This is a genomic window from Staphylococcus sp. FSL W8-0305 (assembly GCF_037966415.1).
GTDB classification, from domain to species: Bacteria; Bacillota; Bacilli; order Staphylococcales; family Staphylococcaceae; genus Staphylococcus; species Staphylococcus aureus.
Genome location: NZ_CP150198.1, coordinates 1,006,410 through 1,029,834, shown reverse-complemented (window position 1 = coordinate 1,029,834; position 23,425 = coordinate 1,006,410). Strand labels below are relative to the sequence as shown.

General features: G+C 31.9%; 23 protein-coding genes. 10 read left to right on the top strand and 13 right to left on the bottom strand.

The annotated features are described in order from the left end of the window. Nucleotides 1-296: 296 nt before the first annotated feature. Nucleotides 297-1,256, top strand: a complete 960-nt coding sequence (locus NST10_RS05100; protein WP_001081338.1) for a Fe(3+) dicitrate ABC transporter substrate-binding protein — start codon at nt 297-299, stop codon at nt 1,254-1,256. A 46-nt stretch (nt 1,257-1,302) separates the two neighbouring features. Here NST10_RS05100 and NST10_RS05095 read toward each other — a convergent pair whose 3' ends face one another. Together NST10_RS05095 and NST10_RS05090 are read right to left on the bottom strand one after the other, a co-directional pair. Further along, nucleotides 1,303-1,434 (bottom strand): SAR1012 family small protein, encoded by a 132-nt coding sequence (locus tag NST10_RS05095; protein ID WP_303661657.1) that lies wholly within the window; start codon nt 1,432-1,434, stop codon nt 1,303-1,305. Between the two features lie 63 nt (nt 1,435-1,497). Further along, nucleotides 1,498-1,713 (bottom strand): NINE protein, encoded by a 216-nt coding sequence (locus NST10_RS05090; protein ID WP_000867359.1) that lies wholly within the window; start codon nt 1,711-1,713, stop codon nt 1,498-1,500. Nucleotides 1,714-1,877: 164 nt separating this feature from the next. Here NST10_RS05090 and NST10_RS05085 point away from each other — a divergent pair, with 164 nt between their 5' ends. Then, on the top strand, nt 1,878-2,429 hold the full coding sequence (locus tag NST10_RS05085) for a GNAT family N-acetyltransferase (RefSeq protein WP_000620943.1): 552 nt from the start codon (nt 1,878-1,880) through the stop codon (nt 2,427-2,429). A 51-nt stretch (nt 2,430-2,480) separates the two neighbouring features. On the opposite strand, the gene NST10_RS05080 is transcribed toward NST10_RS05085, so the two are convergent. After that, complete coding sequence (locus NST10_RS05080; protein ID WP_000070966.1) at nt 2,481-3,419, bottom strand: 1,4-dihydroxy-2-naphthoate polyprenyltransferase; 939 nt, start codon at nt 3,417-3,419, stop codon at nt 2,481-2,483. A 150-nt stretch (nt 3,420-3,569) separates the two neighbouring features. Here NST10_RS05080 and NST10_RS05075 point away from each other — a divergent pair, with 150 nt between their 5' ends. Genes NST10_RS05075 through menB form a run of 5 tightly spaced genes read left to right on the top strand, consistent with a single transcriptional unit; the run spans nt 3,570 to nt 8,226 of the window. Continuing rightward, complete coding sequence (locus tag NST10_RS05075; protein ID WP_072357920.1) at nt 3,570-3,647, top strand: hypothetical protein; 78 nt, start codon at nt 3,570-3,572, stop codon at nt 3,645-3,647. Then, complete coding sequence (locus NST10_RS05070) at nt 3,628-4,962, top strand: isochorismate synthase MenF (RefSeq protein ID WP_223200502.1); 1,335 nt, start codon at nt 3,628-3,630, stop codon at nt 4,960-4,962. The genes NST10_RS05075 and NST10_RS05070 overlap by 20 nt, the downstream gene beginning before the upstream one ends. Beyond that, nucleotides 4,949-6,622, top strand: a complete 1,674-nt coding sequence (gene menD, locus NST10_RS05065) for a 2-succinyl-5-enolpyruvyl-6-hydroxy-3-cyclohexene-1-carboxylic-acid synthase (protein ID WP_339211701.1) — start codon at nt 4,949-4,951, stop codon at nt 6,620-6,622. The genes NST10_RS05070 and menD overlap by 14 nt, the downstream gene beginning before the upstream one ends. Then, entirely contained in the window at nt 6,609-7,412 is an 804-nt protein-coding gene (menH, locus tag NST10_RS05060) for a 2-succinyl-6-hydroxy-2,4-cyclohexadiene-1-carboxylate synthase (protein WP_000150205.1), read from the top strand. The genes menD and menH overlap by 14 nt, the downstream gene beginning before the upstream one ends. Further along, nucleotides 7,405-8,226: a 1,4-dihydroxy-2-naphthoyl-CoA synthase gene (gene menB, locus NST10_RS05055; RefSeq protein ID WP_000184947.1), complete on the top strand. Its 822-nt coding sequence runs from the start codon at nt 7,405-7,407 to the stop codon at nt 8,224-8,226. The genes menH and menB overlap by 8 nt, the downstream gene beginning before the upstream one ends. Before the next feature lie 235 nt (nt 8,227-8,461). On the opposite strand, the gene sspC is transcribed toward menB, so the two are convergent. From sspC to NST10_RS05030, 5 genes are all read right to left on the bottom strand, one after another. Further along, nucleotides 8,462-8,791, bottom strand: coding sequence for a staphostatin B (sspC, locus tag NST10_RS05050; protein WP_000284455.1), 330 nt, complete (start codon nt 8,789-8,791; stop codon nt 8,462-8,464). A 37-nt stretch (nt 8,792-8,828) separates the two neighbouring features. After that, a complete protein-coding gene (gene sspB / locus NST10_RS05045; protein ID WP_001088791.1) occupies nt 8,829-10,010 on the bottom strand; it encodes a cysteine protease staphopain B in 1,182 nt (393 codons plus the stop codon). Nucleotides 10,011-10,091: 81 nt separating this feature from the next. After that, nucleotides 10,092-11,165 (bottom strand): Glu-specific serine endopeptidase SspA, encoded by a 1,074-nt coding sequence (gene sspA, locus NST10_RS05040; protein WP_000676568.1) that lies wholly within the window; start codon nt 11,163-11,165, stop codon nt 10,092-10,094. Nucleotides 11,166-11,692: 527 nt separating this feature from the next. Next, a complete protein-coding gene (locus NST10_RS05035) occupies nt 11,693-12,847 on the bottom strand; it encodes an aminotransferase class I/II-fold pyridoxal phosphate-dependent enzyme (RefSeq protein WP_000777562.1) in 1,155 nt (384 codons plus the stop codon). A gap of 194 nt (nt 12,848-13,041) precedes the next feature. Beyond that, a complete protein-coding gene (locus NST10_RS05030; RefSeq protein ID WP_000202434.1) occupies nt 13,042-14,052 on the bottom strand; it encodes an acyltransferase family protein in 1,011 nt (336 codons plus the stop codon). Between the two features lie 152 nt (nt 14,053-14,204). Between NST10_RS05030 and NST10_RS05025 the strand changes: the two genes are divergently transcribed. Beyond that, nucleotides 14,205-14,624 carry a MarR family transcriptional regulator gene (locus tag NST10_RS05025; protein WP_000278015.1) on the top strand — a complete coding sequence of 140 codons (420 nt, stop codon included), beginning with the start codon at nt 14,205-14,207 and terminating at the stop codon, nt 14,622-14,624. A 26-nt stretch (nt 14,625-14,650) separates the two neighbouring features. Then, nucleotides 14,651-14,761, top strand: a complete 111-nt coding sequence (locus tag NST10_RS05020; RefSeq protein WP_001788579.1) for a hypothetical protein — start codon at nt 14,651-14,653, stop codon at nt 14,759-14,761. A 70-nt stretch (nt 14,762-14,831) separates the two neighbouring features. Here NST10_RS05020 and atl read toward each other — a convergent pair whose 3' ends face one another. The 4 genes from atl to NST10_RS05000 form a co-directional block, all read right to left on the bottom strand. After that, nucleotides 14,832-18,605 (bottom strand): bifunctional autolysin, encoded by a 3,774-nt coding sequence (atl, locus tag NST10_RS05015; protein ID WP_001074519.1) that lies wholly within the window; start codon nt 18,603-18,605, stop codon nt 14,832-14,834. Nucleotides 18,606-18,832: 227 nt separating this feature from the next. Next, nucleotides 18,833-19,267 carry a GNAT family N-acetyltransferase gene (locus tag NST10_RS05010; RefSeq protein WP_000491975.1) on the bottom strand — a complete coding sequence of 145 codons (435 nt, stop codon included), beginning with the start codon at nt 19,265-19,267 and terminating at the stop codon, nt 18,833-18,835. Between the two features lie 155 nt (nt 19,268-19,422). Further along, a complete protein-coding gene (locus NST10_RS05005; RefSeq protein ID WP_000088437.1) occupies nt 19,423-19,893 on the bottom strand; it encodes an osmotic stress response protein in 471 nt (156 codons plus the stop codon). Nucleotides 19,894-19,940: 47 nt separating this feature from the next. Continuing rightward, nucleotides 19,941-21,167 carry a polyisoprenyl-teichoic acid--peptidoglycan teichoic acid transferase gene (locus NST10_RS05000; protein WP_001031977.1) on the bottom strand — a complete coding sequence of 409 codons (1,227 nt, stop codon included), beginning with the start codon at nt 21,165-21,167 and terminating at the stop codon, nt 19,941-19,943. Between the two features lie 440 nt (nt 21,168-21,607). Between NST10_RS05000 and fmtA the strand changes: the two genes are divergently transcribed. Further along, on the top strand, nt 21,608-22,801 hold the full coding sequence (gene fmtA, locus NST10_RS04995) for a teichoic acid D-Ala esterase FmtA (RefSeq protein ID WP_339211686.1): 1,194 nt from the start codon (nt 21,608-21,610) through the stop codon (nt 22,799-22,801). Between the two features lie 342 nt (nt 22,802-23,143). Here fmtA and qoxD read toward each other — a convergent pair whose 3' ends face one another. Beyond that, nucleotides 23,144-23,422 (bottom strand): cytochrome aa3 quinol oxidase subunit IV, encoded by a 279-nt coding sequence (qoxD, locus tag NST10_RS04990; protein WP_001794576.1) that lies wholly within the window; start codon nt 23,420-23,422, stop codon nt 23,144-23,146. Between the last annotated feature and the right edge of the window lie 3 nt (nt 23,423-23,425).

The window sequence follows — 23,425 nt, the reverse complement described above, 5'->3', positions numbered from 1 at the left end:
CATAGTGCAAAGTTTATAGGTAAATGAATTAATTATGGCATCAAAATATACGTATCTTGAACACTGTTGTGGAGGCTTAGTAGTAGTGAGAACAAACAGAATACTACTTTAAGCGATATGATTAATATTAACCAGTGCGTCATCATCAAAATTAGAGGCCATTTGCTGTTTATAATACGAAGATTTGATAATCAACTATGATAAGAAAAAATAATGACCGTTTAAATATATTATAAGTTTATTAAATGATAAAATAATAATATAGTTCTCTATAAAAATTGTTTGGAGGTAAATGTGTGAATAGGAATATCGTTAAATTAGTTGTGTTTATGCTAATCTTAGTTGTAGCAGTAGCGGGTTGTGGTCAAAAAGATACTGAAGAGAAAACTGAAATGACGACGATAAAAGATGAATTAGGAACTGAAAAAATTAAGAAAAATCCGAAACGTATTGTTGTATTAGAATATAGTTTTGCTGATTATTTAGCAGCATTAGATATGAAACCTGTTGGTATTGCAGATGATGGTAGTACTAAAAATATAACAAAGTCAGTAAGAGATAAGATTGGGGCATATGAATCGGTTGGATCTAGACCGCAACCGAATATGGAAGTGATAAGTAAATTAAAACCGGATTTGATTATTGCAGATGTCAGCAGACATAAGAAAATCAAATCAGAATTGAGCAAAATTGCGCCGACAATCATGTTAGTTAGCGGTACGGGAGATTACAATGCAAATATTGAAGCATTTAAAACAGTCGCTAAAGCAGTTGGCAAAGAGAAAGAAGGCGAAAAGCGTCTGGAAAAGCATAATAAAATATTAGCGGAGATTAGAAAGAAAATTGAACAGAGTACGTTAAAATCTGCATTTGCATTTGGTATCTCAAGAGCAGGTATGTTTATTAATAATGAAGATACATTTATGGGACAATTCTTAATTAAAATGGGTATTCAACCTGAAGTCACAAAAGACAAAACTGCGCATGTTGGTGAACGCAAGGGTGGCCCTTATATTTATTTAAATAATGAAGAGCTTGCCAATATCAATCCAAAAGTTATGATTTTAGCTACGAATGGAAAAACAGATAAAAATAGAACGAAATTCATTGATCCTGCAGTTTGGAAATCATTAAAAGCTGTGAAAGATAATAAAGTATATGATGTTGATCGAAATAAGTGGTTGCAATCAAGAGGTATTATGGCAAGTGAAAGTATGGCAGAAGATTTAGAAAAAATTGCAGAAAAAGCAAAATAAAAATACAGCGCCACTCGTAAATCATATAAGAGTGGCGCTGTATTTTTTATTTATGTTTATTATCTGTCGGATGTGATGATTTACCTGAAAATTTATTTCGAATAAATTTAATTACATAACCGACAAGGATTGTTTTAACAATTCTTTTAATGAATTGACGCATCGTTACATACCTCATTTCTCTTTATCTTATGTACTATATACCCATTCATATATGCTTTTTAAACGTCATTGTCACAATTTAATTTTTAGGGAATATAATATAACCGTCTTTATCTGCTTTTTTAGTAAAAATGACAATAATGGCATGTATTATTGAAATGATGGTAGGGATACCTGTCCAGAAAAATAATAAGTGAAAAAGACCTTGTCCAAATTTATCAGCATAAAATTTATGAATACCTAAACCTCCAAGAAATAATGCAACAATAACATAAATGGCTTTATTGACTTTCATTTGTAAATCCTCCTTAATTATAATTCTACTTAAATTCGTTGTGAAAACCAATCTTTCTAACTTTAGAATTTTCAAACTTTCTAAAATTATAAGTATATCTTTTTAAAATAAGCTAGAATTTCTATATAATAAATGTTAATAACGTAAAAGGGAATGATGACATAGTGATACGTCAAGCACGTCCAGAGGACCGATTTGATATTGCGAAGTTAGTTTATATGGTTTGGGATGATATGGAATTAGAATTGGTAAAGCATCTACCTAAAGACATAGTATTAGATGCAATTGAAAAAAGCTGTGTTGATGCAACATATAGAACTTTTTATCAGCATGTTTTAGTTTATGAAATAGAAAATAAAGTAGCAGGTTGTATTATTAGCTATAGCGGTGAAAATGAATTGAAATATGAAAAAGCATGGGAACAACTTGACTTGCCAGAAGAAATAAAACAATATGGCACGCCATTACCCGTAAAAGAAGCTAAAGACGATGAGTATTATATAGAAACAATTGCGACATTTGAAGCATATAGAGGTAGAGGTATCGCGACAAAGTTATTAACGTCATTACTTGAATCAAATACACATGTTAAATGGAGTTTGAATTGCGATATTAATAACGAAGCAGCATTAAAGTTATATAAAAAAGTAGGCTTTATATCTGATGGACAGATTGAATTATATAAGCACATGTATCATCATTTAATTGTTAAATAAAAAAACTCGACAGTTCGATGTAAGTCGATTGCCGAGTAGAATCATCTTATATTAAATGCCTGCAAATAATGCACTAATATAAATACCTAGTGCATATAATAAACCGAAAAATGTATTTGTTTTACCAGCAGCAGCCATTGCTGGCATCATTGTAGGCGGTGTATCATTCTTCTTGAAACGTCTGATAACTTTAACAGGCATTGGGAATGATAACAACGCAAGTAAGTAAAATAATGAGCCGCCAGGTTTAATAATGATCGTAAGTACAATAAATGCATAAGCGATAAAGTACATGATTGCCATAAATGTTAAAGAAGCATTTTTACCTAATAGAATGGGTAAAGTTTTACGACCACTTGCTTTATCTTTGACACGGTCGCGAATATTGTTGGCCATATTAATTAAACCGATAGTGATTACTATAGGTACACTTAACCAAATTACATAGCTTTGAATATTGCCAGTTTGAATAAAGAATGCAATAACGATAATAAACATACCCATAAATACGCCTGAGAATAATTCACCGAAAGGCGTCCATGAAATAGGGAAAGGGCCACCTGTATATAGGTAACCAACAGCCATACATACTAATCCAACTGGTAATAACCAAAATGAAGAGTTAGCAGCTAAAAACAAACCTAATATCGCTGCTAAGATGTAAAATGCAATGGCTAATCGTAGCACAAGCTCTGGGCTCATACCGTTGCGTACAATTGCACCACCAATGCCTACAGATTCATGATCATCAAGGCCTTTTTTATAATCATAGTATTCGTTAAACATATTAGTTGCTGCTTGAATAAGTAAGCATGCTAGTAACATGGCAATGAATAGGCTGATTTTAATATGATCTTCGCTACCAAGAAAATATATTTTAGATGCTGCTGTACCAACTAAAACGGGTACTACGGAAGCAGTTAATGTATGAGGACGCATTAAATGCCAATATTTCTTAACTGTAGAATATTGCTGATATTGATTACTCATTGAATACAAAACCTCTTTAAATCATATTTTTTATAACAAAGATATTTTAATAGAAAGTAGCATAAAGGTCAATTGACGTGAAAAATTGCAAGATAAGTTTAAGCAATTCTTGTAACACAATTATCCAAAAATGATACAATATAATAATGAGTGAAAAAAGACGAAGAAAGAAGTGAAATGGATGGCTACGGGCGTATTAGAGGACGATATTGTCAAAGAGATATATGACAGCTCAAAGGAATGGGTTTCAGTTGAAGTGAAATTATCACAGTCACTAGACCCGAGCACATTATTTCATCTCACTGACAATGAGGCAGGAGATCGCTTTTATATGCGTTTGAATGATAATCGAACGTCATATTTTGGCTACAAAGCAATTCAATTATTCAAAAATAATTCTAAAAATAAACAATCTATTTTTAAAGACTGGGAAAAATTAAAACATAACATCACATTTATACATCCGCAATCTGAGAAACATCATCTTCGAGTTGTTGGAGGGTTCCAATTTTCAAGTCATAAATCAGATGATGAATGGCGAGAGTTTGGACTAAATCATTTTGTATTACCTGAAGTTTTAATTTCAACAGATAATAATGGGACATTTTTAACTTATACAGTTAAAAGGGAATGTTTTACTGTTGAGGCATTGAACGATTTAACGGATTTGTTCAACAATATATCGGATATAGATGTGGACGAGCAAATTGGGGAAATTACTAGAAATGAAGATATTTATAAAGATGACTGGCGTCAACTTGTAGTAGAAGCAATAGAATCTATTAATAATGAAGAAAAAATTGTACTAGCACGTAGACGGTTAATAAAGTTCGATAAAGATATCAGTATTCCATATATTCTAAAGCAAGCATATTCTAAAGAAAAAAACAGTTATATATTCTTGTTAGAATCACAAGATTCTATATTCTTTTCACAGACACCTGAACAATTAATAAAGGTCAATAATAAAATACTATCGACTAAAGCTGTAGCAGGTACAATTAAACGTTCACAAGATGAGGACGAAGATACAAAAAATGTTGAAGCATTTTTAAAAGATAATAAAAACTTAATCGAACATCGATTTGTTGTTGACAGTATTTTACATGATATTAAACCTTATATCACTGAATTACATTATGATAAGACGCCTAAAATTCTAAAAAATGATCATTTATATCACTTGTACACTGAAATAAAGGCGCCACTGAAGGATGATTCGTATATTAGTTTAATTGATAATTTACATCCAACACCTGCTTTAGGTGGCTATCCAAAAGAATTTGCGATGGATTTTATTGAACAGAAAGAATTTGGTACACGAGGATTATATGGTGCGCCGGTTGGCTATATAGATATATATGATGATTGTGAATTTATTGTTGCAATTCGTTCAATGCTTATTAAGAAAGCACAAGCAACTTTATTTGCTGGGTGTGGCATTGTTAAAGATTCTGATCCAGATAGTGAATTGGCAGAAACGAACCTTAAGTTCACACCTATGATGAATGCATTAGGAGTCGATATGAATGGGAAATCATAAAGCAGCTTTAACGAAGCAAGTTTTTACATTTGCATCTGAGTTATATGCGTACGGCGTAAGGGAAGTAGTTATCAGTCCGGGATCACGCTCAACGCCACTTGCACTTGCATTTGAAGCACATCCAAATATTAAAACATGGATACACCCCGATGAGCGAAGTGCAGCGTTTTTTGCAGTGGGGTTAATTAAAGGCAGTGAAAGCCCTGTCGCTATATTATGTACGTCAGGTACAGCAGCAGCGAATTATACGCCAGCAATTGCTGAAAGCCAAATTAGTAGAATTCCATTAATCGTTTTAACAAGTGACCGTCCGCATGAATTAAGAAGTGTAGGCGCACCACAAGCGATTAATCAAGTAAATATGTTTAATAATTATGTAAGTTATGAGTTCGATATGCCGATTGCGGATGATAGTAAAGAGACCATTGATGCAATTTATTATCAAATGCAAATTGCTAGTCAATATTTATATGGACCACATAAAGGGCCGATTCATTTTAACTTGCCATTTAGAGATCCGTTAACACCTGATTTGAATGCAACAGAATTGTTAACTTCTGAGATGAAGATTTTACCGCACTATCAAAAAAGTATAGATGCATCGGCATTAAGACACATTTTAAATAAGAAAAAAGGTTTAATTATTGTAGGAGATATGCAGCATCAAGAAGTTGATCAAATACTGACGTATTCAACGATATATGATTTGCCTATTTTAGCTGATCCTTTAAGTCATTTAAGAAAATTTGATCATCCGAATGTTATCTGTACATATGATTTGCTGTTTAGAAGCGGCTTAGACTTAAAAGTGGATTTCGTAATTCGTGTTGGGAAACCAGTGATTTCTAAAAAATTGAATCAATGGTTAAAGAAAACTGATGCATTTCAAATATTAGTGCAAAACAATGATAAGATTGATGTCTTTCCAATAGCACCAGATATTTCATATGAGATTTCTGCGAATGATTTCTTTAGGTCATTAATGGAAGACACGACAGTTAATCGAGTAAGTTGGTTAGAAAAATGGCAACGCATAGAGAAAAAAGGGCGTAAAGAAATTAAATGTTATTTGGAACAAGCTACAGATGAGAGTGCATTCGTTGGTGAATTGATTAAGAAAACATCTGAAAAAGATGCATTATTTATTAGTAATAGTATGCCAATCAGAGATGTAGATAACTTGTTATTGAATAAAAATATAGATGTCTATGCGAATCGTGGTGCAAATGGTATTGATGGTATCGTATCAACTGCACTTGGTATGGCTGTCCATAAACGAGTTACATTATTGATAGGTGATTTGTCATTTTATCATGATATGAATGGACTATTAATGTCAAAATTAAATAATATTCAGATGAATATTGTATTATTGAACAACGATGGTGGCGGTATTTTTTCATATTTACCACAAAAAGAAAGTGCAACCGACTATTTTGAACGGTTGTTTGGCACACCGACGGGATTGGATTTCGAGTATACAGCTAAGTTATATCAATTCGATTTTAAACGTTTTAACAATGTTTCAGAATTTAAAAATGCCACATTGTTATCTGAAACTTCGACGATTTATGAATTGATAACGAATCGCGAAGATAACTTTAAACAGCATCAAATTTTATATCAGAAATTGAGTGAAATGATTCATGACACATTATAATTACTATGAAGCAAACGTTGAGACCAATCAAGTTTTAGTATTTCTGCATGGATTTCTTAGCGACAGTCGTACTTATCATAATCACATCGATAAATTTACTGATAACTATCATGTCATCACTATAGACTTACCAGGACATGGCGAAGATCAGTCTTCAATGGATGAAACGTGGAATTTTGATTATATTACGACGTTGTTAGACCGAATTTTAGATAAATATAAAGATAAATCAATAACATTGTTTGGATATTCAATGGGTGGGCGTGTTGCATTATATTATGCAATTAATGGTCATATCCCTATATCTAATTTGATATTAGAAAGTACGTCACCAGGTATTAAAGAAGAAGCAAATCAATTGGAACGTCGCCTTGTTGATGAAGCGCGTGCTAAAGTATTAGACATAGCAGGTATTGAATTATTTGTTAATGATTGGGAAAAGTTGCCATTATTTCAATCGCAACTAGAATTACCAGTTGAAATACAACATCAAATAAGACAACAACGATTGTCTCAATCGCCACAGAAAATGGCCAAAGCATTAAGAGATTATGGTACAGGTCAAATGCCAAACTTATGGCCGCGCCTGATAGAAATTAAAGTACCAACATTAATATTAGCTGGAGAATATGATGAAAAATTTGTACAGATTGCGAAAAAAATGGCAAATTTAATTCCTAATAGTAAATGTAAATTAATTTCTGCTACAGGTCATACAATTCATGTGGAAGATAGTGATGAATTTGATACAATGATATTAGGATTTTTAAAGGAGGAGCAAAATGACTAACAGACAATGGGAAACACTTAGAGAATATGATGAAATCAAATATGAATTTTACGAAGGGATTGCTAAGGTAACAATAAATCGCCCTGAAGTACGCAATGCGTTTACACCTAAAACAGTTGCTGAAATGATTGACGCATTTTCACGTGCACGTGATGATCAAAACGTTTCAGTTATCGTATTAACTGGGGAAGGTGATTTAGCATTCTGTTCTGGTGGTGACCAGAAGAAACGTGGACATGGTGGTTATGTAGGTGAAGACCAAATCCCTCGCTTAAATGTATTAGATTTACAGCGTTTAATTCGTATTATTCCAAAACCAGTTATCGCGATGGTAAAAGGTTATGCTGTAGGTGGCGGTAATGTACTAAATGTTGTTTGTGACTTAACGATTGCTGCTGATAATGCTATTTTTGGACAAACTGGTCCTAAAGTAGGTTCATTTGATGCGGGTTATGGTTCAGGATATTTAGCACGTATCGTTGGACATAAGAAAGCACGTGAAATCTGGTACTTATGTCGTCAATACAATGCACAAGAAGCTTTAGATATGGGCCTAGTAAATACAGTGGTACCTTTGGAAAAAGTTGAAGATGAAACTGTGCAATGGTGTAAAGAGATTATGAAACACTCACCAACTGCTTTACGATTCCTTAAAGCAGCTATGAATGCTGACACAGATGGTTTAGCTGGTTTACAACAAATGGCTGGGGATGCAACATTGCTTTATTACACAACAGATGAAGCGAAAGAAGGCCGTGATGCGTTTAAAGAAAAACGTGATCCTGACTTCGATCAATTCCCTAAATTCCCATAAGTTATTTTGAATATGATATTAAGTCACTTGCGTCGTTTATTAGCGACGATGGGTGGCTTTTTTATTTTATAAGTATTTAAAAGGGCATTTTTATTAATTATCATAAAGATAAGTTAGTTTGAGAAAAATTAATAGAGAAAGAATAAATGTTAAAGATTATTACAATGAAAAAACGAGCTGGTGAGAAATTGAATTCTCGCCAACCCGCTTTATGAAGTGAAATCATTTAAATTAGTTATACTAAGCGCTCATAAACAATTGGTCGCGAAGTGCCAATACCTTGTTTGGATGACGTTTGCATGAGGATATGCTGTGTATCATCATAATCAAGAATATAAATGATTTCTTCATTATCAAAAGATGAAAATTTAATGCGTTGATGTGCCGTATCTATAAAAAGAATATGATATTGATTGTGACTTGTATCATCGCCATGACGTATACAAATTGATTTTTGTAATTGATGATTACTCCAATTACCAATGAATAAATTGATATTGGTTTGTTCTAGATGTGTGAGTTTGGTTGTGTCGTAAACTAAATTTATAAATTGTAGTTGATACATAGTTTTACCTGCCTTTAATCAATATCTATATTACTTTTTAGTAACCTATCATTGAACCATACCAGTTATAATCACGATTGAATGATAAATGTAATAGGCTTGAATCTGCATCTTGGATTGATAATTCTGTATCCCAAGGATTCCAGTAAATAAGTTTTTCTTGGTCATTAATTTTAGCATTAGCAACAACTGCTAGGGCATGTCCTAAATGTGGGTCATTAGGATTTTGAGATACACTTTGTGCAAGAATCATAATACCCACATTATCTTTTGTAAGTTGATCAACTTGATTATATGATGGTACGCCTTCTTGATAATGAATATCTCTACCTTGTGATTTACCGTATTCAATCATTTGATTAGGGAATGTTGCACAATTAGGAAGGTCTTGCTCACTTACTTCAGGGTATAATGTACGCATAATATCATGTGCATTATAAGTGTCTGTATTTTTAGTTGCATTTAATAACGCTGCCATACTGAATCCTGCACACCATGAGTTATCGAATTGTTGTTCTCTAATTTTGAAGTTTTTTAGTGTGTTTTCATATTGAACTTGATCTTCTTGTATCGCTTCGTTTTCTTCAACTTTTGTAGGTGTTACTGTAGTTTTTAGCTCTTGCTTTAATTGTGGTGAAACTGTTTTAGCACTTTCTTTTTCTTTGATGTTATTAGCTAGTGGCGTAGCTTTTACTAATCTAACTTTGCCATCTTCTTCAAAATAAAATCCTTTTTCATCAGTAAGAACAGTGATATTTGAATTTTTATCTTTAATTTGGTCTAAATCTTTAGCGATGAAGTTTGAAATTTTAACACTGTAATTCATGTCTTCTTTTGATTTGTTTAAATCATCTTTATTTTTAGGGCTAAGTGTTAAAGTATAAACAATTTTACCGTCTTTTATAACTGGATAATAGTAACTATTATCTTCTTCGCCATTAAATTTATAAATTTTAAATGCTTCACCAAGTTCGTATTTACCAGTTTTTGCATTACTTTGTTTATCTAATGCTTTAGCATAACCAGCAAATTGTTGTTGTGCTAGATCTTTTACTTTTTGAGGTACTTTGTCACTCTTAACATTAATTTCTAGCTGTTTAGAGTGTGAATCGGCTTTGGCTTTATTGTTATTAGCAAATGCGCCTAGTGATAAAATAAGCATTGAAACCATTATGATGCTTATAATATTGAATACTCTAGTTTTACATGAACTATTCATATAATACCCTCCATTTAAGTCAAAATATTTTGCGTTGTTAAGTTTTTGCTTCTATATACTAAATCCAAATTAAGATGAAGTTTATGCAGCGTCAGGGTTGTCTGAATTATTGTTATCGCCATTGTCCGGGTTATTTGGGTTGTTAGGTTGGTCAGGGTTATTTGGATTGTCCGGGTTGTTAGGGTTATCAGGATTATTAGGATTGTCTGGATTATCAGGGTTGTTAGGGTTATCAGGGTTGTTAGGATTGTCCGGATTATTTGGATTGTCTGGATTATCAGGGTTGTTAGGGTGGTCATCATTTGCGAAATTGATATCTTCAATATTTTGTTTTAAGAAGTTGCGTACATTTTCATTAATAAATACTGCACCGTTAAATTGATTTGGAACGCCACCCCAATGAATGCCAATGACTTCATTTTTTTCATTAAATACAGGTGAACCTGAGTTACCACCAGTTGTACTTAAATCATATTGCATTGCTTCACCTTTTAAGTACGTTATTTTTCCTTTACTTTCCCACATTGTTGCGACAGGTTTATCACCAGGATATCCTGTTACAGTAATATTTTGGTTAACTTGTGTTTCAGCATTATTACTCATTGTTGCTGGTTTAACTACTTCGCCAATATGTTTGTTTTGCTCATTAGGGGAGAATTTAACGATTGCTAAATCACCTTCGCCTGAATATTTAGTGATTTGTTCAGCAGTGAAACCACCATTAGGATAATTGTCTTGGTTAATTGCAGAAGGGAATGCTTTTAAAGCATGAGGATCACCGTGCGTAGCATCTACGACGTGTTTATTTGTTAAAAGTGTATCTTTACCTACAACTACACCAGAAGCAATAAATGTACCAGTAGGTGCTTCAACTTGAATATAAGTAACAGGTGCATAATGACCATTCGTTGTATCTGTGATTTGGTGACGATCGTTATTTGGTAATATAACATTAGCGCGTTCACGTTGTTCTAATGGTTTAAGGTTACCGCCTTTTTGAATCTTAGGTGTTTGCTGTTTGTCTGTCTGCGTTTGTTGTGGATGATTGTCCATAGCTTTTGAAGATAACGCATTTGCTGCTGGAGAACTCACAAGTGTCGCTGTTGTCAAAGTTGCAACGAATAAAGAACTAACTTTTAAAAATTTACCTTTCATCTAAAAACCTCCAAAAAATTTATTTACAAGTTAAATATAACACTAAAAATTTTTAAGTCAATAAGAATATATAAATAAATTAAAAAGTTTCTGTAAAGATTAGAGTTTACAAAAACATTAAGAGAATTAAAATTGAATTGTATTATACTTTATTCGATTGTGTTAAATTGGTAAGGTCGTCAATTGTTTGCATTTATCTAAAAGAATAAATAAGAAAGGAATTGAGAGCGAAGAGAAAGTATTTGTTTATAATAATAAATAGTAACGTTTGAATAATAATTGTTTGGTCAAAGGTAGATTAATATGAATGCTGATATATTATTTGAGTGCTTAAGTTTCGAAGAACAATTATCAGTTAGCATATTAAAAGCTTTTGATAGAATCATTTTGAGTGAGGTGTTTAAAGGAGAGGAATATAACTCGGTAGTATTTACAGTCTCTTTAGAGTATTATTTAAAACATATAGAATATAAAAAACTGAACGTACTATGAATTTCGTTCACGACGTCCAGTTCAACATATCATTTTTATTTAGTATTTAAATATTTAGCAAGTCTCTTCATACCTTCTTTTAAAACATCCATTTCATAAGCATAGGAAATCCTCACAAATCCTTTACCGAATTCTGTAAAGGATGAGCCTGGAACGATTGCTAAATGTGTTGATTCAAGTAAATCGACACAAAATTCGAAATCGTCATCGGTGATATGCTTAATATTTGGGAAAATATAAAACGCGCCTTCAGGTTGAGCGGTAATCTCAAAACCTAATTTAGTTAATTCAGATACTAAATAATTTCTTCGTTCTACATAAGCTTCATTCATATATTTAGGAGCTTCTAATCCTTCGTTAAGTGCTGTTATACATGCTATTTGAGCTGGAACATTGGCACAAATACAATTATAGGCGTGCATAAATGTTAATTTATCAATCAAATATTGAGGTCCTAATAGAAAACCAATTCTTATTCCTGTTGCTGAGTGTGATTTACTTAAACCACCAATTAATATTAATTGATCACGAATGTCTTCAAATTCAGCGAAGGATACATGTTTACCACTAAATGTATTTTCAGCATAAATCTCATCGCTAATAATAAATATCGGATATTTTTTTAATACATTTACGATATTTAAAACTTCATTTCTTTTTAAAACTACGCCAGTTGGATTAGTCGGATAATTTAACAAGACAGCTTTTGTCTTTGGAGAAATATGACTTTCTAACGCATCAGGTGTAATTTTGAATTGTGTTGCTGTTGTATCAATATAAATTGGTTTACCACCTAGTACTTCGATGAGTGGTATGTAGCCTGCATAAATTGGTCCCGGTATTATAATTTCATCTCCAGGCTCTATGATAGAACGTAACGTTGTGTCTATTGCTTCACTTGCTCCATTTGTCACAATAATTTCTTCAGGATCATAGGAAAAATGATAACGATTTTTGAAGTATTGACTAATAGCTTCGCGAGTTTCTAATAAGCCTTTATTGTGAGAGTAAGATGTCTTGTCATTGTTAATAGCATCTATATATGCCTTTTTCACAACATCAGGCATAGGGAAGTCTGGTTGGCCAATAGTTAAATTAACACAATCATCCAAATTATTCATACGATTTGAAAATTGGCGAATACTTGGTGCTCTTAAAAATTTAGAATTAGAGTTTAAAGAAAGTTTCATCGTGACACCTCAAATATAAATCAAATATTGTCTAAAAATTTAGAAATTAATAATATCATAACATACTTTTAAAGCAAAAAAGGGTAAATTACTTAAGCTTTATTTGAAAAATGAAAAATGTCTAAATACACTGTAGTAACTACTTTTCAAAATGAATGAAGTGGTTACAGTTAATGTACTTAGACATTATATAATTATGAGTCTTTAAACTGTGATGGTCTTTGTAAATTAATTATTGGATTTGTCCATTTACAAACAAAGTTTGTAGATAATACATATACGATGATTACAGATATACTTATTAAATAAAGATACGTCATTAATGATATAGGATTATCGAATGGGTACCATTCAAATCCTCTAACAATGCCAATAATTAAACCATGTAATAAATATACGTATAGCGTACGACTGCCAATATAAGTATATAATTTTTTCTTTGTTGACATTAAATTTAGAAACGCAGTCATTGCGATTAATATAATTCCATATAATATAAGTCGTTTAAAAGGACTGAATACACTCTGTCCTTCATTTTCAAGTGAAGTATATGGTGAACTTCCTAATAACCAATCTGCATTGATAGGATGAATCACGTAAATGATAAAAAATAAAATAAACGTAATGATAGATACTGGTATTAGTTTTTTATTTTTAAAAATAGCCGTATGTTTTTTGGTGAAAATGTAGCCTAGGTAAAATATTGGGAAAAATACGATTGTCCTTGAAATGCTTAAGTAGCTATCGATGTTATCTGAAAAACCTGCTCCAATAGATATAATAATTGAAACTGATAGCACTTTATATGGATTAAATCTTCTAACTATTACTAAAATGACATGAAAGAAAAATAGCGTGATCAAAAACCATAACGCAAATACTGGGTTAAAAGGATCAAGTTGTAATTCGTCACTTTTACCTGTTAAGAAATAATATATTGAAAAGAATGCAAAAAATATCATATAAGGTACTATCAAGCGTTTTGAAATTTTTTCTAAATAGTATGGTTTATCAATATTTTTCGCGAAATAACCAGATATAAACAAAAATGTTGGCATATGGAAACTATAAATAACTAGGTATAATGCTGATAAATATTTATCGCCACTAGTGTAGGGTTGTAACATATGTCCAAATACGACTAATAATATTAAAATTGCTCTTGCGTTGTCAAAAAAATAATCTCTCTCTTTTAATGAAGTCATATTTTATCTCCTTTATGTCCATAAGACTCTTACTAATTTATTATATTTTGTATTAGTTATGCAACAAATTTGTCTATTGTGTCGAATAGTATTGTAAAAATTATAAAAAAAGCATATAATATTATAAATAATATGTAGTGGAGTAGAACAACATGTATAAACAACTTGAAAAACTTATTACACTGACTAACAATGACTTAAACTTAGTGAATAGAAGATTTGGACAACGCACGGATATCACATCTGAACAGCTAGAACTTCTCCGTATTTTATTTAATTACGATCGCTTATCACAGTATGATTTGACGATGAAGATTAGTAGGGAACAATCTATAGTTTCAAGGTGGATTAAGAAATTAGTTTTGAAAGGGTACATCACAAGTCAACAATCTAGCGAAGATTTAAGATGTAAAGAATTAATTTTGACTGATCAAGCACGTACATTAATTTCACAAATAAATAATGCACGTTGCGAATTGATTGAAGCAAGATGTCAATGTTTATCGGAAGTCGAATTAGACAATTTAAATCAATTACTTGATAAGTTAAATCAACGACGCATATCGTTGTAACACGGCAATAGCAAACACATAATTTAGTGTCATTGTGCACACAACAAAAATTGAATCATGAATTACAAGCAAAAGTAGCGGTGATTGTTAAAATTGATGGTAAACAATCACCGCTATTTTTGCTTGTGTATGTATAAAAAAGGGATCAAAGGTCATCCCCCATGATTGATAGTGGGGGGATGACTTTTGATCCTATGTTCATGTTGCTTATTTATATTGTGGGATGTCGAAGTATTTGCCGACTTCGCCAATTTTATCATAGTAGCCTTTGATGATTTTAGCATTGATGTTAGCCCAATCTACATCTGTAGCATATTGGTGTGTTCCTGGATGTGCAGGATTCCATCTCATTTTGTAAAGCGTATTTTGACCAGCTTTAACATATGAGTTGCCGATGAATTTAGCACCACCAACGATTGCTTTTGATACTGTGTCCCAACCAGCTTGTTTAGCATATTTAATACCTTCACGTAAAGGATCGTTATCATATGCAGCAATACCAAATACGTTATGGTATTTCGTGTTAGAGTTAGTTACAACTTTGTTGTTCACTACATCTGCACCTTTTGCTAATTGAGAAGTACCGTTACCCGTTTCTAATAGGGCATGTGAGATAAGATAAACTTCATTAATGCCATACATTTGAGCAGCTTTGTTAAATGCAGCACCTTGGTTTTCTAATACACCTTTACCTTTTAAGAATTGATTAATTTTATCAATAGAAATATTTTGTGGTTGGTCTAAGCGTAAGAATTGATATTTTAATGCTGGATCTTGAGCTAAACGCTTCGTATCCATTGCATGCTTAACATCATTAAAGTTAGCATCTGTCCACTTACCTGGTACACGTTGTACTTGTGGTTTATATTGTAAACCAGCTTGTATTTGAGCAACTTGGTTTAATGTCATACCTATTTGATTATACTTAATTAATTCTTTAGCTAAATCAGTTGATTTAATCCATGCTAATTTACCGTTAGATAATTTACCATAGTACCAAGTTTGTCCATTAATGACTTGTTCTTTAACAACTGCGAATGGTTGCTCATTAAATGCTTTTAATGAGTATTTAGCTGTATCAGAATTTGGTGTTACATAGTAATAACCATTACCATTTTTAATTACATAAGTGTAGTTATAATCTTTGGCAGCTGATGTAGTTGGTTTAACAGCAGTTGGTGCAGTTAAATCTTTTGAATTTACCCAACCAGTGCGGTTATTAATAGTACCGTATAAATAAACATCTTTGCCTACAGATACTTGTTTCGTTGCATTAAATGTACCTTGAGCAATGTTATTGCCTGTTAAAATGACTTGGTTTTTAGTACCCCAAGGAACCATTGATAAGCCGTTATTTGATCTGTTAACAGTATATTTTTGAGTCGTTTTAACTTCTTTGCCTAAGTTTTGAACATTTAAGTCTTTTACATTGAACCAACCTAATGGAATATTATGACTTGTATTATTTAATAATACGTATGTTTCATTACCATGTGCACGTTCTTTTGTTACATAGAATGTACGATCCGCATATTTTGCACCGTTTTTCGCTGTTTTTTCATAAACAGAAGCACGAATACCAGTGTTGTTTGGTTTAACTTGAGCAATTTTGCTAACTGTTTGAGTCGTTTGAGGTTTAGTAACAGCATAAGCTTTTACAGCAGTTTTTGGTTGTGCTACAGCTTTTTTAGGTGCAGCAGGTACAGCTAAATATGCTTTACTTATCCAACCAGATTTACCATTTACAGTTCCATATAAATAGATAGATTTATCAATTTGTTGTTGCTTAGTCGCTTTAAAAGTTTGGTTACCTGTACCAGATACCGCACCAGCTTCTTGTTTATAAGTACCCCAAGGTACTGAATATAATTTAGTGCCTGGTTTTACTGTATAAGTTTGCATTACATTTACAGGTGATTTTGCATTGTTATAAATAACGTCACCTTGTTTAACCCAACCAATTAAAGTTGGACTATTGTAATCTTTAACTAAGTAGAATTTGTTTCCACCTAGACTTGCTTCTTTTGTTACAGCAAATGTTTTTTGAACTTCTTTCGTTGGCTTACCAGTTTTGTCATAAACTGTAGTGAATAAGCCATTGTTTTTAGCATTAATTTGAGCAACACCGTTTAATGATGAAACTGTTAATTTATTATTTGTTGTAGGTGTTGATGGCTTAGGTGTTGGTGTAGGCGTAGGTTTAGCAGTATCAACTAAATATGCTTTACTTACCCAACCAGATTTACCATTCACAGAGCCATATAAATAAATTGATTTATCAATTTGTTGTTGCTTTGAAGCCTTAAATGTTTGGTTTCCAGAACCAGACACGCTACCAGCAACTTGTTTAGATGTACCCCAAGGTACTGTATAAAGTTTCGTACCAGGTTTGATTGAATATGATTGATTTACATTTACAGGTGATTTAGCTGTGTTGTAAACCACATCGCCTTCTTTAACCCAACCAAATTTATTACCAGAATTGTAATCTTGAACAAGATAGAATTTTTGATTACCTAATGTAGCTGTTTTAGATACAGCAAATGTTTTTTGAACTTCATTAGTTGCTTTACCAGTTTTGTCGTAAACAGTAGTATATAAACCACTATTTGTAGGTTTGATTTGTGCGACACCATTATTAGCAGCAACTGTTAATTTACCAGTTGATGGTGTTGATGGTTTCGACGGTGTTGATGGTTTTGATGGTGTAGTAGGGGTAGTTGTAGATTGCGTACCCCATGGCGCCACTTTACCCATTTTTATTAAATATTTTTCATTAATTAAGTCATATAGTTGATCATAACTATAATTATGACTTCTTAAATATCCATGTGGATCGGCATGGTCCGTACCACCTAAATATTTACTTACAGCGTAGTGAGTCCATACTGTACCATTTCCATCATATTCAGCACTATCAGGTTTTAAACCATAATATTGTAATTGTGTAGCTGCATAGTCAGCATAGTTATTCATTGAACGTGCAAATGAAGCATAATCGTGTGTGTGCACGATTTCAACATTGATGAATCTAGGGTTACCGACTGCACCGACACCCCAAGATAAGTAATCCGTTGGTGCTGTTTCGATTATACGATCCCCATCAACAAATGCATGTACGAATGCGTTTTGATAGTTGTTTTTCATATAACTAATTTCGCCATTTATCGTCGAACGATCATTAGCTGTATCATGAACAACGATACCTTCAGGACGACCTACACCGTTACGGTATGCGTATTTAGGGAAGTAAGATGTATAATCTTCCTCTATCTTAGGTGCTTTTAAATTATTTTTACGAATGTAATCATTAATTGATGAGTTTACTTGCGGTTTATATTTTGGCAAACTCGTTTTAGGTGCTGCAGCGGCTGATCTTGGTTGTGCTGAAGCACTAAAAGTAGTTACTTTTGGTGTAGCTTCAGTTTTAGCTTTAGGTGCAACAGGTGTTGCTTTTGGTGCTGCGGCTTTATATTGCGTTTCAAGAGCAGCAGGTTTAGCAGCTGATTTAATTAATTCTGGATTAATTTGATTTTCTGAATTATCATCTTCATCATCAACTAAACTATATCCAGCACTTGTAACATTATTGTTCGTTTTAGGTGCTGTTGTGTTTGTTGACTTTGTAACAGGTTTCGCATTATTTGATGTAGTTGATTGAGTCGCACGAGTGTCACCATTTACTTGTGTAGTATCAACCTTTTGATTTACTTGAGCATTGCCTGTTTTATTCGCTGCTTTTGGTTGGACAATAGCAGGGTCTTGATATACTTGAGTGCCAGAAATGTTTTGCGTTGGATTTTTTACCTCAGCTTTTGCTTGTTCAGTAGTTGCTTTAACTTTATTACTATCTAAAACATTTTTATTAGTAGTTTGATCTTGTGTCGTCTCAGCTGCTTGAACTTGATGTGCAGTGACTGCTGAACCTACAAGCGTTAATGCAACCATTGATGGTAGTTTGTAATTAAATTTTTTCGCCATTCTATTTATTACTCCTAACATTTATTAATTATTAATCTCATTATAGTACCTGTTTTATACACCTGTGCGTATTTAACCAATTTGTAATATACTCTTAATTTATATTTTCACTGTAAAAAAATGAAAAAAATTTTGAATCTCAATGGTGACGTGACAAATCAAATAGAATTGATGTCAATTTAAGAATTGGTTTATTACAAATGTTTCTATAATAGATACAACTTTTTTTAATTAAGCGAGGTCAACTTTTTTGTCATTTCAATATGCTCGATGCCTTCCTCAAGAAATATATTACCTCTCATTTTAAAATTTAAACTTTCATAGAATGGGATTGCATGACATTGGGCATTCATGGTAGCTACGTAAAAACCTTCATCTTTAGCTAATGATTCTACAGCTTGCATAAGCATTTTACCCATGCCTTGTCCGCGATGTGATTTTATCACAGCCACTCGTTCTATTTTGACAGTTGTTTCATTGATAGGACGTATACGAGCTGTGGCAACTGGCTGTCCATTATCATATCCAATGAGGTGAATAGATTCAGATTCATATTCATCAATTTCACTTTCCTCTGGGACGCCTTGTTCTTCTACAAACACTTTCTTTCTTATATAAAAGCAATCTTCTAACATCTCTGGATCAATCACTTTTGAAAACATAAAATCCCTCCATATCCTAACAAAATCATTTACATTTAATTTACTAATAATAACATAGAATAACGATTGTTATTTTCCACAAAAATAATTAGACATAAAAAAGCTATAAAGATGATTCATAGGAACCATCTTTATAGCTAGATAGAGTGTATTTGTTATAATGCTTCTTTTCTAATAATTGCTGTATATTGCCAAAAGATTCGCATTTGAGCAATATTCCAATTATTCATTCCCATTGTAAACCCAGAAGGTTTAAAGATATTTACATCTGTCACTTCTAAAGCTGCTGCGACTAAATATTGTAATGGAATACTAAGTGATTTCATTGTTTCAGTAATGCCATTTTCATCATATACCCATGAAAATGGTAACTCTGATTCGAAAACATCAACACTATTGAAAATTTCAGGTAGGGCTAAAATATAACATGCACCATCTACAATAGGATTCTCGATACTATTTTTGTAATAAATTAGGAGTGCTTCATAGTTTTCTCGATGCTCATGATTGACGTAAAAAAATTCACTTCTAAAATGAGCCATATCTTGGCTATGAATAATTTGTTGTTCTAACATATTAAACATCCCATTTATATTTGCAATCTTTTCGTATGTTTTTCTACTCATGTATGATGCTCCTTTCATAAATAGTAAATGTTAATCGTCATATAATATTAGTTTACAACACCATTTTGGTTATTTGAAGCTTGTGGCGTTTGTTGAGTGCCACCTTGATTTTGATTTAAGTTTTGATCTGTAGCAGGTTGTTGTTGATTATTGACGCTATTGTTGTTATTACTATTATTACTGTCATCAGTATTATTCGAAGATTTATCTTTATCAGTGGTATCGTTTTGTTCTTTTCTTAATAAACTACTATCTAAAGGTGTTAAAGGTATGAGAGAACCATAATGATTAATGACACGTTGATCTAAGAAATCATTTTTATCATTAATAGGTGATAATTCTAAGTCTTTACGAAGTAAGTTTGCATATTTTTGAATGCTTTCTACACTTGGATGATAATAGTAAATACCATTTAACATATCATCTTTACCTTTTAATTGCGCAGTTTTAATTTCAACATCATTTGTTAAGTACATTTTTGCTAAAGCTTTAATTTCAGAGTTAGTTAAATTATGCTTTGCATTTTTACCTACAATTTGAATCACGTTATCAAGTTTATCAATAGAATCAACTTCCTGTGCTTTTTGGAATAAAATCTTAATTAATTCCATTTGACGTTGTCCACGTTTCAAGTCTGAATCATGATGTCTAGTTCTAGCAACTGCTAAAGCCTCATCACCATTTAATTTTTGGTACCCTTTTTTAATTTTAATCTTACCAGTATCATCTGTGTTTGGCTCATTTAAATCATATGGTACATCATAGTATATGCCACCAAGTTCATTTACAGCTTCTACAAAGGCCTTCATATTAACGCGTACATAGTAATCAACAGGAACATTCATCGTTGCTTCAACAGAGTCCATTGCTGCAATTGGACCACCATATGCATGTGCATGGGTAATCTTATCGTAATAGCCAACTTTAGGAATGTAGCTGATTGTATCACGAGGAATACTAAGCATTCGAATTTGGTGTTTAGATTGATTAAAAGTAGTTAAAATCATAGCGTCTGATCTAGAGTGTTCAGCATCTTGGCCTTTTTTTCTTCTTCCGTCATTATCATCGATACCTAAGAAGAGAATAGAGATAGGTTGTTCTTCAGGATTGACTTTATTGTCTCGTAAATTTGATTGACGATTAGCATTTTTACTATCTTGAGAAGATTCAAATGCATCTTGAGACGTTTTAAAAAGTAACGTAGCGAAGACAATTGGAACAACAATAAGAACCAATGCTAGAAGGATCAAAAAGTATTTTAAAAATTTATTCATGATTGATGCTCCTATATTAAATTTTTGTTAAATCATAATCATAATTTTAAAATATAATTAGTTGAACGATATTTATACAACTTCATTACTAATACATTATAGCCTTAAATTGTAGTACTTTATAGTAAAAAATACAAATGTTATGTCAAAGTTCCTTGTAATTTGAATGTTTTGTTAAAATCAAAAAGCATTTTAAAAAATATAATGCGACTTTAGTATGATGTCTTAAAAAAATTAAAGGGGTAATATAAATTTGAGTGATTTATACAATGTGATAAGGTATAATTAAATTTGTTGTAATAAGAGATTATATGAAGAAAATATTACTAAGTAGTATAACGTATAAGTGGGTGACAGATGAAATTGTAAGTTATATTATAACGAAGTTAAGTTTATTGTTTTAATTATTTAATTTGAATACAATGAGAGGCTATTAGCGAATGAAATTTAATAAAGTGAAATTGGTTATACATGCGTGCGTGCTTTTGTTCATCATTATCTCCATAGGATTAGTTTTTCATCGATTACAAACGAAAACGAACTCTATAGAACCTATACATAAAGAAACAAAATTATCGGATAATGCGAAATATTTGGTTGATCGTAATAAAGGCAAAGGTGAGCCATCGAAATTAAAGGAAGTATACAATAGTAAAGATCCAAAGTATAAGAAGATTGACCGGTATTTACAAAATTCATTATTTAATGGTTCTGTAGCGGTATATGAAAATGGCAAATTGAAAATGAGTAAGGGCTATGGATATCAAGATTTTGAAAAAGGAATTAAAAATACACCAAATACGATGTTTCTAATTGGTTCAGCTCAAAAATTTTCAACAGGATTACTGTTAAAACAGTTAGAAGAAGAACATAAAATTAATATTAATGATCCAGTAAGCAAATATATTCCATGGTTTAAAACATCTAAGCCTATTCCTTTAAAAGACTTGATGCTGCATCAAAGTGGATTATATAAATATAAATCTTCAAAAGACTATAAGAACTTAGATCAAGCAGTGAGAGCAATTCAAAAACGTGGCATTGATCCTAAGAAATACAAAAAGCATATGTATAATGATGGAAATTATTTAGTGCTAGCTAAAGTTATCGAAGAAGTTACCGGCAAATCATATGCCGAGAATTACTATACTAAAATAGGTGATCCATTAAAACTTCAGCATTCGGCATTTTATGATGAAAAATCATTTAGAAAATATTTTGCAAAAGGTTATTCTTATAATAGTACAGGACTTTCTTTCTTGAAGCCAAATGTTTTAGAACAATATTATGGTGCAGGTAATATATACATGACACCAACAGATATGGGTAAATTAATTACTCAGATACAACAATATAAATTATTTAGTCCTAAAATAACCAATCCATTATTACATGAGTTTGGTACGAAACAGTATCCAGATGAATATCGATATGGTTTCTATGTTAAGCCAACATTGAATAGACTTAACGGGGGATTCTTCGGACAAGTCTTTACTGTTTACTATAATGATAAGTATGTAGTTGTGTTTGCATTAAATGTAAAAGGAAACAATGAAGTTCGAATCAAACATATTTATAATGATATTTTAAAACAAAATAAACCTTATAATACGAAGGGTGTTATTGTTCAATAATTAATATAGAAGATATAACTTGTATATGGCATTAAGGCATTGACCTTATTTGACTAGTATACGAGTTATATCTTCTTTTTTATAGAGGTGAAAAGTTTAAAGGATAAGGTTGAAGTAGTAGGGTGATAAATTTGCGTTAAGTTAAAAAGATATAAACAATTGATGTGACTGTCAATATAAAAATGTACATAAATGATTGTATAAGAATGTATTAATTGAATGGATAATAATGATTGTCTTATTAGATATAGAAGGGGACTTAACCATTTAAAAATTGAAAGATAATAAAAACCAGCTAACAAAAGTGTTAGCTGGTTAAACTTTACATTATTAAAATGTGGTTTATAAGTGTGAAGAGTGACCGCCTTGCATAACCCAATATGTTCCGACAACGAAACAAAGTGTGATTACAAGAGCAAAGATAACTTTGAATGTTTGTAAACGTCCATCTTTACCTTCAGTTAAATGCATGAACATTAATAATTGAAGTCCAGCTTGGATGAATGCAAAGCCAAAGATAATTGTCAACTTCGCGTGGAATGTTAATGACGTGTATAGTGTTACGTAAACTGCTAAAAGCGTTAATACAATAGATGCGATAAATCCTACAGTATGTTTCATTAT

What these genes read in the sequence shown, in the direction of transcription:
- sspA (WP_000676568.1), bottom strand. Translation starts at nt 11,165, where the DNA reads ATGAAAGGTAAATTTTTAAAAGTTAGTTCTTTATTCGTTGCAACTTTG.
- menH (WP_000150205.1), top strand. Translation starts at nt 6,609, where the DNA reads ATGACACATTATAATTACTATGAAGCAAACGTTGAGACCAATCAAGTT.
- NST10_RS05010 (WP_000491975.1), bottom strand. Translation starts at nt 19,267, where the DNA reads ATGTTTTCAAAAGTGATTGATCCAGAGATGTTAGAAGATTGCTTTTAT.
- NST10_RS05095 (WP_303661657.1), bottom strand. Translation starts at nt 1,434, where the DNA reads ATGAGGTATGTAACGATGCGTCAATTCATTAAAAGAATTGTTAAAACA.
- NST10_RS05035 (WP_000777562.1), bottom strand. Translation starts at nt 12,847, where the DNA reads ATGAAACTTTCTTTAAACTCTAATTCTAAATTTTTAAGAGCACCAAGT.
- menB (WP_000184947.1), top strand. Translation starts at nt 7,405, where the DNA reads ATGACTAACAGACAATGGGAAACACTTAGAGAATATGATGAAATCAAA.
- NST10_RS05000 (WP_001031977.1), bottom strand. Translation starts at nt 21,167, where the DNA reads ATGAATAAATTTTTAAAATACTTTTTGATCCTTCTAGCATTGGTTCTT.
- atl (WP_001074519.1), bottom strand. Translation starts at nt 18,605, where the DNA reads ATGGCGAAAAAATTTAATTACAAACTACCATCAATGGTTGCATTAACG.
- NST10_RS05025 (WP_000278015.1), top strand. Translation starts at nt 14,205, where the DNA reads ATGTATAAACAACTTGAAAAACTTATTACACTGACTAACAATGACTTA.
- NST10_RS05090 (WP_000867359.1), bottom strand. Translation starts at nt 1,713, where the DNA reads ATGAAAGTCAATAAAGCCATTTATGTTATTGTTGCATTATTTCTTGGA.
- NST10_RS05080 (WP_000070966.1), bottom strand. Translation starts at nt 3,419, where the DNA reads ATGAGTAATCAATATCAGCAATATTCTACAGTTAAGAAATATTGGCAT.
- sspC (WP_000284455.1), bottom strand. Translation starts at nt 8,791, where the DNA reads ATGTATCAACTACAATTTATAAATTTAGTTTACGACACAACCAAACTC.
- NST10_RS05030 (WP_000202434.1), bottom strand. Translation starts at nt 14,052, where the DNA reads ATGACTTCATTAAAAGAGAGAGATTATTTTTTTGACAACGCAAGAGCA.
- NST10_RS05005 (WP_000088437.1), bottom strand. Translation starts at nt 19,893, where the DNA reads ATGAGTAGAAAAACATACGAAAAGATTGCAAATATAAATGGGATGTTT.
- fmtA (WP_339211686.1), top strand. Translation starts at nt 21,608, where the DNA reads ATGAAATTTAATAAAGTGAAATTGGTTATACATGCGTGCGTGCTTTTG.
- sspB (WP_001088791.1), bottom strand. Translation starts at nt 10,010, where the DNA reads ATGAATAGTTCATGTAAAACTAGAGTATTCAATATTATAAGCATCATA.
- menD (WP_339211701.1), top strand. Translation starts at nt 4,949, where the DNA reads ATGGGAAATCATAAAGCAGCTTTAACGAAGCAAGTTTTTACATTTGCA.
- qoxD (WP_001794576.1), bottom strand. Translation starts at nt 23,422, where the DNA reads ATGAAACATACTGTAGGATTTATCGCATCTATTGTATTAACGCTTTTA.